This is a genomic window from Pseudomonas sp. GM84 (assembly GCF_000282535.1).
Taxonomy (GTDB): Bacteria; Pseudomonadota; Gammaproteobacteria; order Pseudomonadales; family Pseudomonadaceae; genus Aquipseudomonas.
In genome coordinates, this window is record NZ_AKJC01000108.1 from 1 (window position 1) to 16,677 (window position 16,677).

A 16,677-nucleotide genomic window follows, 5' to 3' on the forward strand; every position below is an offset into this window, starting at 1 on the left:
GGCCGGCTCGGCCAGCCGCGACAGGGCCGCCAGCAACTCGGGCGTGGCCGGGGTCACGTCGCTGCGCTCGCGCACCTGGCCGAACATGCTGTTGACCGTATCCAGGGCCTCGAGCACCACATCCATCAATTCCGCGTCGACCCGGCGCTCACCTTTGCGCAGGATGTCGAACACGTTCTCGGCGATATGGCAGCACTCCACCAGCTCGTTGAGCTGAAGGAAGCCGGCGCCCCCTTTTACAGTGTGGAAACCGCGAAAGATCGCATTGAGCAGGTCGGCATCGTCGGGCCGGCTTTCCAGCTCGACCAGTTGCTCGGACAGTTGCTCAAGTATTTCGCCGGCTTCTACCAGGAAATCCTGGAGGATTTCTTCATCGGCGCCGAAGCTCATCAAACGTGCTCCTTAAAAACCCAGGCTGGACAGCAGATCATCGACATCGTCCTGACCGGACACGACGTCTTCACGCTTATCGGCATGAATCTGCGGACCTTCACCCCGAGTCGGATGTTTTTCTTGATCTTTTTCAGCACGCAGCTGCTGGTGGTCGTGTTCGATGCCGGCAAAACGGTCGACTTGACTGGCCATCAGCACGAGCTTGAGCAGATTGCTTTCGACTTCGGTCACCAGCGCGGTCACGCGCTTGATCACCTGGCCGGTCAGGTCTTGGTAGTCCTGGGCCAGCAGAATGTCGTTGAGGTAGCCGGAGACCTTGCGGTTGCCCTCGGCGCTGTGCGTCAGGAAACTGTCGACGCGCTTGACCAGCTCGCGAAATTCCGGCGCGGCGACTTCGCGGCGCATGAATCGCTGCCAATCCACGCTCAGGCCCTGCGCCTCGGCCGCCAGGTCATTGAGCACGGGCGTGCTCTGTTCCACCAGGTCCATGGTGCGGTTGGCGGCACCTTCGGTGAGTTTGACCACGTAGGACAGGCGCTCGGTGGCGTCGGTGATCTGCGAGACCTCCTCGGCCTGCGGCATGCTCGGGTCGATCTGGAAGCTGACGATCGCGCTGTGCAGCTCACGGGTGAGCTTGCCGACTTCCTGATACAGGCCACGGTCGCGGGTCTGGTTGAGCTGATGAATCAGCTGCACCGCCTCGCCGAAACGCCCCCGCTCCAGGCTTTCGACCAGCTCCTGGGCATGCTTCTTCAGGGTCGATTCGAACTCCCCCAAAGATGTTTGTGTTGATTCCATGGCGCCCCCTGACGTGACTCAGCCGTTGACGCGTTCGAAGATCTTCTCGATCTTTTCTTTGAGCACCTGGGCGGTGAACGGCTTGACCACGTAACCATTGACGCCGGCCTGGGCCGCTTCGATGATCTGGTCGCGCTTGGCTTCGGCGGTCACCATCAGCACCGGCATGCCCTTCAGGCGCTCGTGGGCGCGCACCTTGCGCAGCAGGTCGATGCCGGACATGCCAGGCATGTTCCAGTCGGTCACCAGGAAGTCGTAATGGCCGTTCTCGAGCATCGGCAGCGCCGTGGTGCCGTCGTCGGCCTCGTCGGTGTTGGTGAAGCCAAGGTCACGCAACAGATTCTTGATGATCCGCCGCATCGTCGAAAAATCGTCAACGATGAGGATTTTCATGTCTTTGTTCAATTAGACCTCCAAGCAGTCTCAAACGCGCTCGGCCCCGAGCGCGCACTCAATCAATTCGGTGCAACATGGAAAACGCACGTGGAAAACGACTGCAACGACCCCAGGCTCAGCGCGCCCGCCATTCTCCCAGGCGGCTGCGCAGGCGCGCGGCACACTGGCTGTGCAGCTGGCTGACACGCGATTCGCTGACCCCCAGCACCTCACCGATTTCCTTGAGGTTCAGCTCTTCGTCGTAGTACAGCGCCAGCACCAACCGCTCACGCTCCGGCAAGTTGGCGATGGCATCGGTCAGGGCGACCTGGAAGCGCTCGTCTTCCAGGTCGCGCGATGGCTCGACCTGGCCACTGGCGCCGTCCTCGTGCAGCCCTTCGTGCTCGCCGTCCTGCAACAGGTCGTCGAAACTGAACAGGCGGCTGCCCAGGGTATCGTTCAAGATCCCGTAGTAATCATCGAGACTCAATTGGAGTTCGGCAGCAACTTCATGATCTTTAGCGTCGCGACCGGTTCTGGCTTCAACGGCGCGCATCGCGTCGCTGACCATGCGGGTGTTGCGGTGCACCGAACGCGGTGCCCAATCGCCCTTGCGCACCTCGTCGAGCATGGCGCCGCGGATGCGGATACCGGCGTAGGTTTCGAAGCTGGCGCCCTTGCTGGCGTCGTACTTGTTGGCGACTTCCAGCAGGCCGATCATGCCGGCCTGGATCAGATCTTCGACCTGCACGTTGGCAGGCAGGCGCGCCAGCAGGTGATAGGCAATGCGCTTGACCAACGGGGCGTAGCGTTCGATCAATTCGTACTGGGCGTCCTTGGACGCCTTGCTGTACATCTTGAAACCGCTCGCGTTCATAGCACCGGCCCCGCACTGGTGGGTTGCACCAGGCGCTCGACGAAGAACTCCAGGTGCCCGCGCGGGTTGGCCGGCAGCGGCCAGCTGTCGACCTTCTGGGCGATAGCCTTGAAGGCCAGCGCACACTTGGAGCGCGGGAAGGCTTCATACACGGCCCGCTGCTTCTGCACCGCCTTGCGCACGCACTCGTCGTAAGGCACGGCGCCCACGTATTGCAGGGCGACGTCGAGGAAGCGGTCGGTGACCTTGGTCAGCTTGGCGAACAGGTTGCGCCCTTCCTGCGGGCTCTGCGCCATGTTGGCCAGCACGCGGAAACGGTTCATCCCGTAGTCGCGGTTGAGCAGTTTGATCAGCGCGTAGGCGTCGGTGATGGAAGTCGGTTCGTCGCAGACCACCAGCAACACTTCCTGGGCGGCGCGAACGAAGCTGACGACCGACTCACCAATACCTGCCGCGGTGTCGATCACCAGCACGTCGAGGTTGTCGCCAATCTCGCTGAACGCCTGGATCAGCCCGGCATGCTGGGCTGGCGCCAGGTGCACCATGCTCTGGGTGCCCGAGGCCGCCGGCACGATACGCACACCGCCCGGCCCCTGCAGCAGCACGTCGCGCAGCTCGCAGCGCCCTTCGATCACATCGGCCAGGGTGCGTTTCGGGGTCAGGCCCAGCAACACGTCGACATTGGCCAGGCCCAGGTCGGCGTCCAGCAGCATGACCCGGCGGCCGAGTTCGGCCAGCGCCAGGGACAGGTTCACTGATACGTTAGTTTTGCCGACGCCACCTTTACCACCGGTCACGGCGATCACCTGTACGGGATGCATGCTACCCATGTTTGTTGTTTACCTTGTCTCGCTTGGACCCAAGCCACACGAGGGGCATTACAGCAGCCCCTTTGGTGTAGGTATTTTGCATACGCTTCATCATCTTCAACCCGCTCGCCGTGGGTTGTGATAGAGATCAGCGAACATGTCGGCCATGGCCTCTTCGCTGGGCTCGTCCTGCATCTGCACATTGACGGCGCGGGTCACCAACTGGTGCGGGCGCGGCAAATGCAGGTCGTCAGGAATGCGCGGGCCGTCCGTCAGGTAGGCCACGGGCAGTTCATGACTGATGGCCAGGCTCAGCACATCGCCGAGGCTCGCCGTTTCATCGAGTTTGGTCAGGATGCAACCGGCCAGGCCGCAGCGCTTGTAGCTGTGGTAGGCGGCCGTCAGCACCTGCTTCTGGCTGGTGGTGGCCAGCACCAGGTAGTTCTTCGAGGCGATGCCGCGCCCGGCCAGGGTTTCCAGCTGCATGCGCAGGGCCGGGTCGCTGGCCTGCAGGCCGGCGGTATCGATCAGCACCACGCGCTTGCGCAGCAGCGGCTCCAGCGCCTGGGCCAGCGACTGGCCCGGGTCGACGTAGGTCACCGGTACATTGAGGATGCGGCCCAGGGTCTTGAGCTGTTCCTGGGCGCCGATACGGAAGCTGTCCATGCTCACCAGGGCCAGGCTCTGCGGGCCGTACTTGAGCACGTAGCGCGCAGCCAGCTTGGCCAGGGTGGTGGTCTTGCCCATGCCGGCAGGGCCCACCATGGCGATCACCCCGCCCTCCTCGATCGGCTCGACCTCGGGCACTTCGATCATCCGCGCCAGGTGCGCCAGCAGCATGCGCCAGGCATGGCGCGGCTCTTCGATCTCGCCGGTGAGCTCGAGCAGTTCGCGGGCGATCGGCCCGGACAAGCCGATGCGCTGCAGACGACGCCATACGTTGGCTTGCGCCGGCTTGCTGCCCTGCAGTTGGTTCCAGGCCAGCGAGCCGAGCTGCACTTCGAGCAGCTCGCGCAGGCCCGTGAGCTCCGAGCGCATGGCATCGAACAGGCGTGGGTCGACCGCTGCCGGCGCAGGCGCGGCAGCAGCAGCGGGCGCCTCCACGTGCGGCTCGATCAGAGGCTCCGAGGCAGTCAGCGACTGCCCGGCGAACAATTGGCGGTTGCCTTCGCTGGCATCTTCGCGGTTGTCCAGCTCGGCCTGTGCGGTGGCGATGCGCGTCTGGGTCTTGCGCAGCTCTTCTTCGAGCTCGACGTTGGGCACACGCGGGGCCAGCGCGGACAGCTTGTAGTCCAGCGCCGCCGTCAGTTCGACACCGCCGGCGATGCGGCGGTTACCGATGATGGCGGCGTCGGCGCCCAGCTCATCACGGACCAGCTTCATGGCCTGACGCATATCGGCGGCGAAAAAACGCTTAACTTGCATAACCCACTACCTCAGCCATTGGGGCCCACGGTGGCAACGATGGTGACTTGCTTGTTGTCAGGTATTTCCTGATACGCCAGAACATGCAAATTCGGTACAGCCAGGCGACCGAAGCGCGACAGCATGGCGCGGATCGGGCCGGCGACCAGAAGGATGGCCGGCTGCCCTTGCACCTCCTGGCGCTGGGCCGCTTCGATCAACGAACGCTGCAGCTTTTCGGCCATGCTCGGTTCCAGAAGAACACCGTCTTCCTGACCTTGCCCGGCCCTTTGCAGACTATTGAGCAAAATCTGTTCCAACCTTGGCTCAAGGGTGATGACAGGCAGCTCGGACTCAACGCCGACAATGCTTTGCACGATGGCGCGACACAATCCGACGCGCACTGCCGCCACCAGCGCGGCGGTATCTTGACTCTTGCCGGCATTGTTCGCGATGGCCTCGGCAATGCTGCGAATGTCACGCACCGGTACTTGCTCGGCGAGCAACGCTTGCAGGACCTTGAGCAGCCCCGACAAGGAAATGACGCCCGGCACCAACTCCTCGGCAAGTTTAGGCGAAGCTTTGGACAATACCTGCAGCAATTGCTGGACTTCCTCGTGACCGATCAGCTCATGACAGTGCTTCTGCAGGATCTGGTTGAGGTGGGTGGCCACCACGGTGCTGGCATCGACCACGGTGTAGCCCAGCGACTGCGCCTGGGCACGCTGGCCGACATCGATCCACACCGCCTCCAGGCCGAATGCAGGGTCGCGCGCAGCGATGCCGTTGAGGGTGCCGAACACCTGGCCCGGGTTGATCGCAAGCTCCCGGTCCGGGTAGATCTCGGCTTCGGCCAGGATCACCCCCATCAGTGTCAGGCGGTAGGCGCTCGGCTGCAGGTCGAGGTTGTCACGGATATGCACGGTAGGCATGAGGAAACCCAGGTCCTGGGACAGCTTCTTGCGCACGCCCTTGATCCGCGCCAGCAACTGGCCGCCCTGGTTGCGGTCGACCAGCGGAATCAGCCGGTAGCCGACCTCCAGGCCGATCATGTCGATGGGCGTCACGTCGTCCCAACCCAGCTCCTTGGTTTCCATCGCTCGCTGCGGTGACGGCAGCAGATCCTGCTGGCGCTGCGCTTCCTGCTGCGCCGCGACCTTGGCCTTCTGCTGCTTTTTCCACACCAGATAGGCACCACCTCCGGCCAGCAGACCGAGGCTGAGGAAGGCGATATGCGGCATGCCCGGCACCAGGCCCATGACGATCATCAACCCCGCCGAAACCGCCAACGCCTTGGGCGAATCGAACATCTGCCGGTTGATCAGCTTGCCCATATCCTCGGAGCCCGAGGCACGGGTGACCATGATCGCGGCGGCGGTGGACAGCAGCAGTGATGGCAATTGCGCCACCAAACCGTCACCGATGGTCAACAGGGCATAGACCTTGCCGGCGTCGCCGAAGCTCATGCCGTGTTGCAGCATGCCGATGAGCATGCCGCCGATCAGGTTGATGAACAGGATCAGCAGGCCGGCGACGGCGTCACCACGGACGAACTTGCTGGCACCGTCCATCGAGCCATAGAACTCGGCCTCCTGGGCCACCTCGGCGCGGCGCGACTTGGCCTGGGCCTGGTCGATCAAGCCGGCGTTGAGGTCGGCGTCGATGGCCATCTGCTTGCCGGGCATGGCGTCGAGGGTGAAACGCGCGCTTACTTCGGAGATACGCCCGGCGCCCTTGGTCACCACCACGAAGTTGATGATCATGAGGATGGCGAACACCACCGCACCCACGACATAGTTGCCGCCGATGACCACCTCACCGAAGGCCTGGATCACCTTGCCCGCGGCGCCATGGCCTTCCTGGCCGTGGAGCATGACCACGCGCGTGGAGGCGACGTTCAGGGCCAGGCGCAACAGCGTCGCGACCAGCAGGATGGTGGGGAACGCGGCGAAATCCAGCGGGCGCAGGGCGTACACGCAAACCAGCAGGACCACGATCGACAGGGCGATGTTGAAGGTGAAGAACACGTCGAGCAGGAACGGCGGTATCGGCAACATCATCATTGCCAACATCACCAGCAGCAGCAGCGGCACCCCCAGGTTGCCCCGGCCGAGACCGGCCAGGTTGTGGCGGGCGTTGCTGATTAACTGAGTGCGATCCACCGCGAGTCCTCTTCATGCAAAACTTTGACGCCCAAGGGGCGCTTGGGCGTGGCTCTGCAAGAAGCCTTCCAACTTTGGGTTTTGCGCTGTCAGCGCCGGCCCTTTCGCGGGGCAAGCCCGCTCCCACAGGTACACCTCAATGCTCAAGACCTGTGGTGTGCCTGTGGGAGCGGGCTTGCCCCGCGAAGAGGCCAGCTAGCGCTACACAGGATCAGCTGTCGCGGCGCAGGTCCGGCGGAATCGGCAAATCTTCCTTCAACGGCTCCGGTCGCTTGCCCTTGCCAGAACGGTACTGGCGAATCTGGAACACATAAGCCAGCACCTGCGCCACCGCCAGGTACAACCCCGCCGGGATCTCCTGCTCGACTTCGGTGGAGTAGTAGATCGCCCGCGCCAGGGCCGGCGACTCAAGAATCTGCACCTTGTGCTCCACGCCAATCTCGCGAATCTTCAAGGCAATGAAATCCGTCCCCTTGGCCAGCAGCAACGGCGCCGCCCCGCCCTTCTCCGGGTCGTATTGCAATGCCACCGCATAATGCGTCGGGTTGGTGATGATCACATCGGCCTGGGGCACCGCCGCCATCATGCGCCGCTGCGAAACCTCGCGCTGCAACTGGCGGATGCGCTGTTTGACCTCAGGCTTACCCTCGCTGTCCTTGTACTCGTCCTTGATCTCCTGCTTGGTCATCTTCAGCTTCTTGTGCGTCTGGTACAGCTGGAACGGCACGTCCGCCGCCGCGATGATCAACAGACCTGCAGCCATCCACAGGGCGCTCCAACCCACCACCTGGACACTGTGGATGATCGCCTGCTCCAACGGCTCGTTGGCAATGGCCAGCAGCGCCTGGCGGTCATTGCCGAGCACCACCAGCGCCACGATCAGGATCATGAAGAACTTGGCCAGCGCCTTGAGCAGCTCGGTCAGCGAATTGAGCGAAAACATGCGCTTGATGCCCGACAATGGGTTCATGCGACTGAACTTGGGTTGCAGCAGGCTCCCGGAAAAGATGAACCCGCCCAACGCGATGGGCGAGACGAACGCGATCACGAACAGCAGCACCAGGATCGGCTGGGTCGCCCAGATGGCCATCTTGCCCGAGGTCAGCAGGAACAGCCCCATGGAGCGCTCATCGGTCAGGACCTCGCGTGACAGCGAGAAATTCAGGCGCATCAGCGCCATCAATGTCTCGGCCAGGTTGCCGCCAAAGGCCAGCAAGGCCCCGGCACCGGCCAGGGTCACCGCCACCGTGTTCAGCTCCTTGGAACGGGCGATCTCACCTTTTTCGCGCGCGTCGCGCTTGCGCTTGTCGGTGGGCTCTTCTGTCTTGTCCTGACCGCTCTCGCTCTCCGCCATGCTCAGCGCGCCCTTGCCAGTTCACGCAGCCATTGCAGCGCTTCGCTGGCCAATGCCTGGTAGTGGGAAAGAATATCGGCCAGGCCTACCCAGAAGATGCCGATCCCCAGCACCAGGGTCAGCGGAAAACCGATGGAGAAGATGTTCAACTGCGGCGCCGCACGGGTCATCACGCCGAAGGCGATGTTCACCACCAGCAACGCAGCGATGGCCGGCAGGATCAGCAACAGTCCGGCGCCGAACACCCAGCTCAGGCGCCCGGCCATTTCCCAGAAGTGGTTGACCACCAGCGCATTGCCCACCGGCAAGGTGGTGAAGCTCTCGGTCAACACCTCGAAGACCACCAGATGGCCGTTCATCACCAGGAACAGCACGCTCACCAGCATGGTCATGAACTGGCTGACCACCGCCACGTTGACGCCGTTGGCCGGGTCGACCATCGAGGCAAAGGCCATGCCCATCTGCACCGCGACGATCTGCCCGGCGATGACGAAGGCCTGGAACAGCATCTGCAGGGAAAACCCGAACAACGCGCCGACGATGACCTGCTCACCGCACAGCAGCAGACCGCGCAGGCTCAGCGGGTCGAACTCGGGCAGCGGCGGCAGCGCCGGCACGATCACCACGGTGATCGCCACCGCCACGTACAGGCGGATACGCGCCGGCAGCATGCGCGTACCGAAGATCGGCATGGTCATCAGCACTGCCGTTACCCGAAACAGCGGCAGGATGAAGGTGGCGACCCAGGTGCCGATCTGCGCGTCGGTCAGCTCCAGCATGGCGGTCTCAACCGATCAGCTGCGGGATGCTGGTGTACAGCCCGGTGATGTACTCCATGAACTTCTGCACCAGCCAGGGGCCGGCGACGATCAGCGTCACCAGCATCACCAGCAGGCGCGGCAGGAAGCTCAGGGTCTGTTCGTTGATCTGCGTGGCGGCCTGGAACATCGCCACGATCAGGCCCACCAGCAGGCTCGGCACCACCAGGATGGCGACCATCAGCGTGGTCAGCCACAGGGCATCACGGAACAGGTCGACAGCAACTTCAGGGGTCATGCAGGGCTCTCCTTGACGGCGTCAGACGCCGCCGAAACTGCCGGCCAGGGTGCCCATGATCAGCGCCCAGCCATCGACCAGGACGAACAGCATGATCTTGAACGGCAGCGAGATGATCAGCGGCGACAGCATCATCATGCCCATGGCCATCAGCACACTGGCCACCACCATGTCGATGATCAGGAACGGGATGAAGATCATGAAGCCGATCTGGAACGCGGTCTTGAGCTCGGAAGTGACGAACGCTGGCACCAGGATGGTCAGCGGCACCTGGTCGGGGCCGGCGATGTCGGTGCGCTTGGACAGGCGCATGAACAGGTCCAGGTCGCTCTGCCGGGTCTGCGCCAGCATGAAGTCCTTGAGCGGCCCCTGGGCCTTGTCGATGGCTTGCTGGGCGGTCATCTGCTCTTTCAGGTACGGCTGCACGGCGTCCTGGTTCACCCGGTCGAACACCGGCGCCATGATGAACAGGGTCAGGAACAGCGCCATGCCGGTCAGCACCTGGTTCGACGGCGTCTGCTGCAGGCCCAGGGCCTGGCGCAGGATCGAGAACACGATGATGATGCGGGTGAAGCTGGTCATCAGGATGACGAACGCTGGAATGAAACTCAGCGCGGTCATGATCAGCAGGATCTGCAGGCTGACCGAATATTCCTGCTGGCCGTCCGGGCCGTTGGACAGGGTAATGGCCGGGATCGACAGCGGGTCGGCGGCCAGGGCCAGTGGCGCCGCCAGCAGCAGCACCCAGGTCAACAGTATGCGCAAGGCGCCGCTCATCACTTCTTGTCCTTCTGATCCTTGCCCATCAGCTCCATCAGCCGCTGGGCGAATTCCGGCGTGGCCTGCCGGGCGCTGGCAGGCACCTCGACAGGCTCGGCCAGCACATGCAGGGCCTCGATGCTGCCGGGTGTATGGCCGATCAGGATCTGCTCCTTGCCCACCTGCACCAGCAGCAGCCGGTCACGCGGGCCGATGGCGCGGCTGCCGACGATCTCTATCACCTGGCCGCCCTTGGGCGCCGCGCCCTGCATGCGGCGCAGCGCCCAGGCGAGGAAGAAGATCAGCCCGACCACCAGCAGCAGGCCAAACACCATCTGCGCCAGCTGCCCGCCCAGGCTGCCGGGTGCGGCGGCGGGCGGCGTGGCCGGTGCGACGGTGGCCGCGGCAATCGCCACCTCACTGGCCAACAGCGTGACCAGGGCCGTCATGGCCCGCATCGTGCCCTTCACTCAGCGCAGCTTCTTGATGCGTTCGCTGGGGCTGATCACGTCGGTCAGGCGGATGCCGAACTTCTCGTTGACCACGACCACTTCGCCATGGGCGATCAACGTGCCGTTGACCAGTACGTCGAGCGGCTCGCCCGCCAGGCGGTCGAGTTCGATCACCGAGCCCTGGTTGAGCTGCAGCAGGTTGCGGATGTTGATTTCGGTGCTGCCGACTTCCATGGAGATGTTCACTGGAATGTCCAGGATCACGTCCAGGTTCGGACCTTCGAGGCTGACGTTTTCCTTCGGCCTTGGGGAGCTTGCGAATTCCTCCATCGGCAGGCGCCCGCTGCCGGCGCTGCCGACGTCACCGCCCAGCAGCGCGTCGATGTCGGCCTGGCCGGCGTCACCGGTTTCTTCCAGTGCCGCGGCCCACTCGTCGGCCAGGGCCTGGTCCTCGGGGGAGGTGATCTCGTTTTCGTTAGCCATGATGTCCTCGACAGGCATTCAATTCGTAGTGAGCGACCGGCACGCCTTCAGCGGCGCTCGATCGGGTCGATGATCTGCAGGGCCAGGTTGCCCTTGTGCGAGCCCAGGCGCGCCTTGAACGACGGCACGCCATTGGCGCGCAGCACCAGGTGCTCGGGCAGCTCCACCGGGATCACGTCGCCGGCCTGCATGTGCAGGATGTCGCGCAGCTTCAGCTGGCGGCGGGCGACCGTGGCGGTCAGCGGCACGGAGACGTCCAGCACGTCCTCGCGCAGGGCCTTGACCCAGCGCTCGTCCTGGTCGTCCAGGTCGGACTGGAAGCCGGCATCGAGCATTTCCCGCACGGGCTCGATCATCGAGTACGGCATGGTCACGTGCAGGTCGCCGCCACCGCCGTCCAGCTCGATGTGGAAGGTCGACACCACCACCGCCTCGCTCGGCCCGACGATGTTGGCCATGGCCGGGTTGACCTCCGAGTTCATGTACTCGAAGTTGACCGGCATGATCGCCTGCCAGGCCTCCTTGAGGTCGACAAAGCACTGGTCCAGCACCATGCGCACCACGCGCAGCTCGGTCGGGGTGAATTCACGGCCTTCGATCTTGGCGTGACGGCCGTCTCCACCGAAGAAGTTGTCCACCAGCTTGAACACCAGCTTGGCGTCGAGGATGAACAGCGAGGTGCCGCGCAGCGGCTTGATCTTGACCAGGTTGAGGCTGGTCGGCACGTACAGCGAATGCACGTACTCGCCGAACTTCATCACCTGCACGCCGCCAACCGCCACGTCGGCCGAGCGGCGCAGCAGGTTGAACATGCTGATACGGGTGTAGCGGGCGAAGCGCTCGTTGATCATTTCCAGGGTCGGCATGCGACCCCGCACGATACGGTCCTGGCTGGTCAGGTCGTAGCTTTTGATGCTGCCGGGCTCGGCAGCGCTCTCGGTCTGTACCAGCCCATCGTCGACGCCGTGCAACAGGGCGTCGATCTCATCCTGGGACAGCAGGTCCTGTACGGCCATGGCGGACTCCTACTGCAATACGAAATTGGTGAACAGCAACTGGTCGACCACCGGCTTGCCGACTTCTTTCTGCGCCACTTCCTGCACCACCGCGGTGGCTTTCTGACGCAGCATCTCCTGCCCCACCGGGCTGCCGGCCAGGGTGTCGAAGCCCTGCCCGGAGAACATCATCACCAGGTTGTTGCGGATCACCGGCATGTGCACCTTGAGGGCGTCCAGGTCGGCCTGGCTGCGGCCTTGCAGGGTGATGCTCACCTGCATATAGCGCTGGCGGCCGTTCTGGTTGAAGTTGACCACGAAGGCGGGGGTCAGGGGCTCGTAGAGCGCTGCCGGCTTGACGTTGGCCGCCGCCGGGTCGGCAGCCGGGGCTGCGTCGCTCTTGTGCATGATGAACCAGGTGGCGCCCACCGACAGGCCGACTGCCAGCAGCAGGGCCAGCACCAGCAGCAGGATCAGCTTGAGTTTGCCTTTAGCGGCGGGGTCTTTCACTGCGTCGCTCTTCGCCATGCCAATAATCCGTCGTCCAGCGGGGTTTCAAAGAAGGATGACGTGGCTTGAGCAAGTGTTATGCCAGGTTTTGCGGGAGGGTATGGCGTGAGTAATGTTGTGGGGTTGAGATCGCGCGCCGCCCGCGCGGCGCATCGCGGATGAATCCGCTCCTACATTTGTTGCAACGTGCCTATGCCTGATAGGCCATGGTTGCCAGCCTTGTGGGTACGACGCGATTTTTCGGCGGGCACCAAAGGCGGACAACCATGGCCTGACAGACCGTGGCACGTTGCAACAAATGTAGGAGCGGATTTATCCGCGATGCGCCGCGCGGGCGGCGCGCGATCTCAACCCCAACATAAATCTCAAGCGTAAAAATCTACCGCACTATCACCAATGACCACCTGCCGCTCAACCGGCCGGGAAGCATCGGCAAGCTCACCTGGCTCCGCCCCGCCCCCTTCCTGCCCACGCCGCGCCGCCACCCCGGACAACTGCGCCCCCTCCTGCTGCGCCTGCTGCTGCTGCCCGCGCGACTGGTCGGCGACGTTGACGTCCGGCTGCGCCAGCCCCTGCTGGGCGAACAGTTCACGCAGGCGGTGCACCTGGCTGTCCAGCGCGTCACGCACGCCAGCATGGCCGCTGATGAAGGTGACCTGGGTCGACTGGTCCGTCGCCAGGTTGACGCGAATGTCCAGGCGCCCCAGCTCGGCCGGTTCCAGCTGGATATCCGCCGACTTGAGATTCTGGCTGGACAGGTACATGACCCGATTGACCAAACCTTCAGCCCAGGCGTTCTGGTTCATTGCCAGCGGCTGGTGCAACGGGCTGGCAGTCACCGGCACGGCGTTGGCGGTCTTGGCCGTGGCGGCCTGGGTCAGACTGGCAAGGCGGTCGGCGAAATCATCGATGCGGGTATCGCCAGCGGCGCCCTTGGTGTCTTTGAGGCCCTCTTCGAGCAAGGCACCGAAGGCCTTGTCACCTGCCTGCGACTGACCGGCCTCGCCCTCGACATTGTCGATCAGGTTCGCCAATGGATTGACGGTAACCGGGCCGTCCTCAGCCTGCTGCGAAGCATCGGCCGCATGTGCCGAGGTCGTGCCTTTGGCCTGGGCGCTTTGCTCCAATGCCAGGCGCAGCGTCGGCATATTGGCCAGCGGGTCGGCATCGGGGTCGAAGGTTTCGTCTGCGGCGGTCTCGGGCAAAACCTGCTGCGCCGCTGCCTGCAACACCGGCGACACCGTCTGGGCCTGAGCCTGCAGCAATTGTGCGCCCGGCTGCACATCGGTGACCTGACCCGCCACCAGATTGGCATCTACCGAGCTCGACGCAGCGTCGCTGCTGCCTTGCGCCTGATCGGCGGCAGGCAATTCGTTGCCGTCATCGGCAACGGCCGGCTTGTCGGCTGCCTCCTTTTTGCCGCCCGAAGGCGCGTCTGGCTTGTCCTTGGGCTTGATCTTGTCGTCGGGCATCGACGGCTTGTCGCGCCCCTGGCTGGCCATGAGCTGATCGAAGCCGCCGCCCTGCCCGCCCGCCGCCTGCAGCGGCTTGTCCACCCGCGCGGAAGCCGCGCTCGACGGCTTGCTCAGGGTGTTGGCTTGCATCAAAGGATTGGGTGCGACAGGCATTGAAAGGTCTCCGCGCCAGAAACATGAATATCGTCCTGGCACAGACAGGCAAGACTCGCGCCAACCTGTCGATCAGTTGGCAGACACCCGTTCACGTTCGCTGCGGTAGAAGCGCTGCACCTCCAGGTATTCCTGGTCGATCCGGTGAATCAGCTCCTCGATGCCGTAGGGCGGCCGCTCCTTTATCCGCTCTTCCAGTTGCTGGCAAAGCCGGGCCAGGCCGACAGCGCCCATGTTGCCGCTGCTGCCCTTGAAGCTGTGCGCGGCCATACCGAGCTCGTTGGCGGTCCTGGCACCGTGCAACTGACTCAGGCGCTGCTCGGAGTCTTCGAGAAAGGTTTCCAGCAATTGCAGATAACCCTCCTCCATGACCTCCTGCAGGTCCCTGAGCACGCTGTGATCGATATGCATGTCTGTCACTTGTTCACTCCTTGATCAAGCCGGATTATGCCCGAGCCTTCATGCGGCTCACCATTCGAACTGCACCTGTGCACAACGCCCTCCCTCACACCATTGCGCACTGCTGCCAAGCCGCTGCACCAGACTCAGACCGCGACCGCTCAGACCCTGATCCTCCGGGGGGCGCGAGAGCACCTTGTGCACATCGAAGCCCGCGCCACTGTCGCGGACCTCGATCGTCAGACGCCCGCCAGCAGCCAGCGGTTCAACTTTCAGGTCGATACGCACGAAGCCATCGACCAATTCACCCAGCCGCCGGGCGCGCTCCTGATAGTAATGGGCAAAGCCCTGCACATCACGCTTGATCCAGGAATCCAGGCCCAGCACCCCATGCTCCAGGGCATTGGAATACAGCTCGCTGAGCACGCTGTGCAAGGCGCCGGTCAGCGACCGCAAGCCATGGATCTCCTGCAGCAACTGCACCAGGTAAGGCACCGGGTTGAAACGCTTGAGGCTTTCACCGCGCAATTCATAGCCCAGCGACCAATCCAGCGCACTGGAGCGTCCGCTGTCGGAGTAGAGGGTCGGTGCCGGAACCCGCTCTTCGGGCGCGAACATGCGGATATCACACAAGCTGATGTCATCCCGCGGGCGCCCGCCAAAACGCTCCAGGGCCTGCATTACCTCACCGAACAACTGCGCCGGGTCGCGGTTGGCCGTCAGCACGTCCTGCAAGCGTTCGACGCCGAACAGCCGCTCTTGCTCGTCGGCCGTATCGACCACGCCATCGGACAGCAGCAACAGCCGCTCTCCCGCCGCCAGCGGCAACACCTCGGTACTGTCGTCGAAACGCTCGGCGCTGAGGACACCCAGCGGCAAGTGGCGCGAGGCCAGGGGCGAGAGCACCTGGCCCGAGGTCGACAGCAAGTAGCCGTCCGGCATACCGCCATTCCACACCTCCACCGTGCCGCGCTGCATGTTCAGGTTGAGCAGCAGCGCGCAGCAGAACATGTCGACCGGCAGGATGCGTTTGAGCTTGGCGTTCATCTCGCGCAGCATCTGCGCCAGGCCGTAGCCCTTGGCGGTCATGCCGTAGAACACTTCGGCCAGGGGCATGGCGCCGACGGCTGCGGGCAAGCCATGCCCGGTGAAATCGCCGAGCAGCACATGCATGTCGCCCGACGGCGTGAACGCCGCCAGCAGCAGGTCGCCGTTGAACAACGCGTAGGGCGACTGCAGGTAGCGGATGTTCGGTGCCGTGATGCAACCGGAATGGGCGACCTTGTCGAACACCGCCTTGGCCACCCGCTGCTCGTTGAGCAAGTGATGGTGATGCCGGGTAATCTCGTCGCGCTGCTCGAGCACGGTCGCCTGCAAACGGCGCAGGCGGTCCATGGCGCGGATCTTGGCGCCGAGGATCACCGCACTGTAGGGCTTGGCCATGAAGTCGTCGCCCCCGGCCTCCAGGCAGCGCACCAGGGCACCCTCCTCGTTCAGCGAGGTCAGGAAGATGATCGGCACCAGCGCCTCGCCGGCCAGTGCCTTGATCTGTCGCGCCGCTTCGAAACCGTCCATCACCGGCATCAGGGCATCGAGCAGCACCAGTTGCGGGCGCTTTTCGGCAAACAGCGCCACGGCCTGCTCACCGTTCTCGGCGGTGAACACCTCGTGCCCCTGACGGCGGACGATCTGCGCCAGCAACAGGCGATCGGTGGCGCTGTCTTCGGCCACCAGCACGGTCAGCATCCGTTCGGCCGGCATCTGGGCAGTCAACTGATGTCGAACAGCTTTTCGAAATTGGAAATCGCCAGGATCTTGCGCACGTCGGAGCTGGCATGTACCACACGCACATCCGAGTCGTCGCCGCCCGCGTGATCGCGCAGCAACAGCAGCATGCCGAGCGCGGAGCTGTCCAGGTAGGTGGTGTCCTTAAGGTCGACGACCACCGAGTCGGGCCGCTTGGGCTGGCGCTCGTAGGCATCGCGAAACTCCTGATGCTTGCCGAAATCGAAACGCCCCTTGATCTTGATCGTGAGTTTTTTCCCGTCCTGCGAAAAATCAGTCTCGACTGCCATGCTAGCGATTCCTTCGATGATGGCGGATGCAACTGTTCAAGGTTTAGCAGGCGGTGACTGGACTGGCAAACCGGTTTGTCTGCTCGGGCCCTATCGCCGGCAAGCCGGCTCCCACAGGAAACAATGCCGATCTCCTGTGGGAGCCGGC

At 63.7% G+C, this 16,677-nt stretch carries 19 protein-coding genes; all 19 read right to left on the minus strand.

Annotated features, from left to right (window positions below):
- On the minus strand, positions 1 to 390 hold a 390-nt coding region (locus PMI38_RS09695; protein WP_008093263.1), incomplete at its 3' end, for an Hpt domain-containing protein.
- Positions 391 to 402: 12 nt separating this feature from the next.
- The gene (locus tag PMI38_RS09700) at positions 403 to 1,191 is read right to left on the minus strand and encodes a protein phosphatase CheZ (RefSeq protein ID WP_008093264.1); all 789 of its coding nucleotides are present in this window, start codon (positions 1,189 to 1,191) and stop codon (positions 403 to 405) included.
- Positions 1,192 to 1,209: 18 nt separating this feature from the next.
- Complete coding sequence (locus tag PMI38_RS09705) at positions 1,210 to 1,584, minus strand: chemotaxis response regulator CheY (RefSeq protein ID WP_085988521.1); 375 nt, start codon at positions 1,582 to 1,584, stop codon at positions 1,210 to 1,212.
- A gap of 118 nt (positions 1,585 to 1,702) precedes the next feature.
- A complete protein-coding gene (fliA, locus tag PMI38_RS09710; RefSeq protein WP_008093268.1) occupies positions 1,703 to 2,443 on the minus strand; it encodes an RNA polymerase sigma factor FliA in 741 nt (246 codons plus the stop codon).
- Positions 2,440 to 3,273: a flagellar synthesis regulator FleN gene (gene fleN, locus PMI38_RS09715; protein ID WP_008093270.1), complete on the minus strand. Its 834-nt coding sequence runs from the start codon at positions 3,271 to 3,273 to the stop codon at positions 2,440 to 2,442. Before fleN ends, fliA begins: the two co-directional genes overlap by 4 nt.
- A 96-nt stretch (positions 3,274 to 3,369) precedes the next feature.
- Positions 3,370 to 4,677 (minus strand): flagellar biosynthesis protein FlhF, encoded by a 1,308-nt coding sequence (flhF, locus tag PMI38_RS09720; protein WP_008093272.1) that lies wholly within the window; start codon positions 4,675 to 4,677, stop codon positions 3,370 to 3,372.
- 11 nt (positions 4,678 to 4,688) lie between these two features.
- Positions 4,689 to 6,818, minus strand: a complete 2,130-nt coding sequence (flhA, locus tag PMI38_RS09725) for a flagellar biosynthesis protein FlhA (RefSeq protein WP_008093275.1) — start codon at positions 6,816 to 6,818, stop codon at positions 4,689 to 4,691.
- Between the two features lie 211 nt (positions 6,819 to 7,029).
- On the minus strand, positions 7,030 to 8,172 hold the full coding sequence (flhB, locus tag PMI38_RS09730) for a flagellar biosynthesis protein FlhB (RefSeq protein WP_008093278.1): 1,143 nt from the start codon (positions 8,170 to 8,172) through the stop codon (positions 7,030 to 7,032).
- 2 nt (positions 8,173 to 8,174) lie between these two features.
- Entirely contained in the window at positions 8,175 to 8,951 is a 777-nt protein-coding gene (gene fliR, locus PMI38_RS09735; protein ID WP_008093280.1) for a flagellar biosynthetic protein FliR, read from the minus strand.
- A 7-nt stretch (positions 8,952 to 8,958) separates the two neighbouring features.
- Positions 8,959 to 9,228: a flagellar biosynthesis protein FliQ gene (fliQ, locus tag PMI38_RS09740; RefSeq protein ID WP_008093282.1), complete on the minus strand. Its 270-nt coding sequence runs from the start codon at positions 9,226 to 9,228 to the stop codon at positions 8,959 to 8,961.
- Between the two features lie 21 nt (positions 9,229 to 9,249).
- The gene (fliP, locus tag PMI38_RS09745; RefSeq protein WP_008093283.1) at positions 9,250 to 10,005 is read right to left on the minus strand and encodes a flagellar type III secretion system pore protein FliP; all 756 of its coding nucleotides are present in this window, start codon (positions 10,003 to 10,005) and stop codon (positions 9,250 to 9,252) included.
- Positions 10,005 to 10,445 (minus strand): flagellar biosynthetic protein FliO, encoded by a 441-nt coding sequence (gene fliO, locus PMI38_RS09750; RefSeq protein WP_008093284.1) that lies wholly within the window; start codon positions 10,443 to 10,445, stop codon positions 10,005 to 10,007. The genes fliP and fliO overlap by 1 nt, the downstream gene beginning before the upstream one ends.
- A 12-nt stretch (positions 10,446 to 10,457) precedes the next feature.
- Complete coding sequence (fliN, locus tag PMI38_RS09755) at positions 10,458 to 10,922, minus strand: flagellar motor switch protein FliN (RefSeq protein ID WP_008093286.1); 465 nt, start codon at positions 10,920 to 10,922, stop codon at positions 10,458 to 10,460.
- 47 nt (positions 10,923 to 10,969) lie between these two features.
- A complete protein-coding gene (fliM, locus tag PMI38_RS09760; RefSeq protein ID WP_008093288.1) occupies positions 10,970 to 11,938 on the minus strand; it encodes a flagellar motor switch protein FliM in 969 nt (322 codons plus the stop codon).
- Positions 11,939 to 11,947: 9 nt separating this feature from the next.
- Entirely contained in the window at positions 11,948 to 12,445 is a 498-nt protein-coding gene (fliL, locus tag PMI38_RS09765; RefSeq protein WP_008093290.1) for a flagellar basal body-associated protein FliL, read from the minus strand.
- Positions 12,446 to 12,792: 347 nt separating this feature from the next.
- A complete protein-coding gene (locus PMI38_RS09770; protein WP_008093292.1) occupies positions 12,793 to 14,055 on the minus strand; it encodes a flagellar hook-length control protein FliK in 1,263 nt (420 codons plus the stop codon).
- 72 nt (positions 14,056 to 14,127) lie between these two features.
- Positions 14,128 to 14,475 (minus strand): Hpt domain-containing protein, encoded by a 348-nt coding sequence (locus PMI38_RS09775; protein WP_008093293.1) that lies wholly within the window; start codon positions 14,473 to 14,475, stop codon positions 14,128 to 14,130.
- Between the two features lie 48 nt (positions 14,476 to 14,523).
- Entirely contained in the window at positions 14,524 to 16,215 is a 1,692-nt protein-coding gene (locus PMI38_RS09780) for a fused response regulator/phosphatase (protein ID WP_008093295.1), read from the minus strand.
- An 8-nt stretch (positions 16,216 to 16,223) separates the two neighbouring features.
- Entirely contained in the window at positions 16,224 to 16,529 is a 306-nt protein-coding gene (locus PMI38_RS09785; protein ID WP_008093298.1) for an STAS domain-containing protein, read from the minus strand.
- Positions 16,530 to 16,677 lie beyond the last annotated feature (148 nt).

Coding starts and splice junctions, on each gene's coding strand:
- PMI38_RS09780 (WP_008093295.1), bottom strand. CDS start 16,215: ATGCCGGCCGAACGGATGCTGACCGTGCTGGTGGCCGAAGACAGCGCC.
- flhB (WP_008093278.1), bottom strand. CDS start 8,172: ATGGCGGAGAGCGAGAGCGGTCAGGACAAGACAGAAGAGCCCACCGAC.
- PMI38_RS09770 (WP_008093292.1), bottom strand. CDS start 14,055: ATGCCTGTCGCACCCAATCCTTTGATGCAAGCCAACACCCTGAGCAAG.
- fliN (WP_008093286.1), bottom strand. CDS start 10,922: ATGGCTAACGAAAACGAGATCACCTCCCCCGAGGACCAGGCCCTGGCC.
- fliM (WP_008093288.1), bottom strand. CDS start 11,938: ATGGCCGTACAGGACCTGCTGTCCCAGGATGAGATCGACGCCCTGTTG.
- fliL (WP_008093290.1), bottom strand. CDS start 12,445: ATGGCGAAGAGCGACGCAGTGAAAGACCCCGCCGCTAAAGGCAAACTC.
- PMI38_RS09705 (WP_085988521.1), bottom strand. CDS start 1,584: ATGAAAATCCTCATCGTTGACGATTTTTCGACGATGCGGCGGATCATC.
- fliA (WP_008093268.1), bottom strand. CDS start 2,443: ATGAACGCGAGCGGTTTCAAGATGTACAGCAAGGCGTCCAAGGACGCC.
- PMI38_RS09700 (WP_008093264.1), bottom strand. CDS start 1,191: ATGGAATCAACACAAACATCTTTGGGGGAGTTCGAATCGACCCTGAAG.
- fliO (WP_008093284.1), bottom strand. CDS start 10,445: ATGCGGGCCATGACGGCCCTGGTCACGCTGTTGGCCAGTGAGGTGGCG.
- fliR (WP_008093280.1), bottom strand. CDS start 8,951: ATGCTGGAGCTGACCGACGCGCAGATCGGCACCTGGGTCGCCACCTTC.
- fleN (WP_008093270.1), bottom strand. CDS start 3,273: ATGGGTAGCATGCATCCCGTACAGGTGATCGCCGTGACCGGTGGTAAA.
- fliQ (WP_008093282.1), bottom strand. CDS start 9,228: ATGACCCCTGAAGTTGCTGTCGACCTGTTCCGTGATGCCCTGTGGCTG.
- PMI38_RS09785 (WP_008093298.1), bottom strand. CDS start 16,529: ATGGCAGTCGAGACTGATTTTTCGCAGGACGGGAAAAAACTCACGATC.
- fliP (WP_008093283.1), bottom strand. CDS start 10,005: ATGAGCGGCGCCTTGCGCATACTGTTGACCTGGGTGCTGCTGCTGGCG.
- flhF (WP_008093272.1), bottom strand. CDS start 4,677: ATGCAAGTTAAGCGTTTTTTCGCCGCCGATATGCGTCAGGCCATGAAG.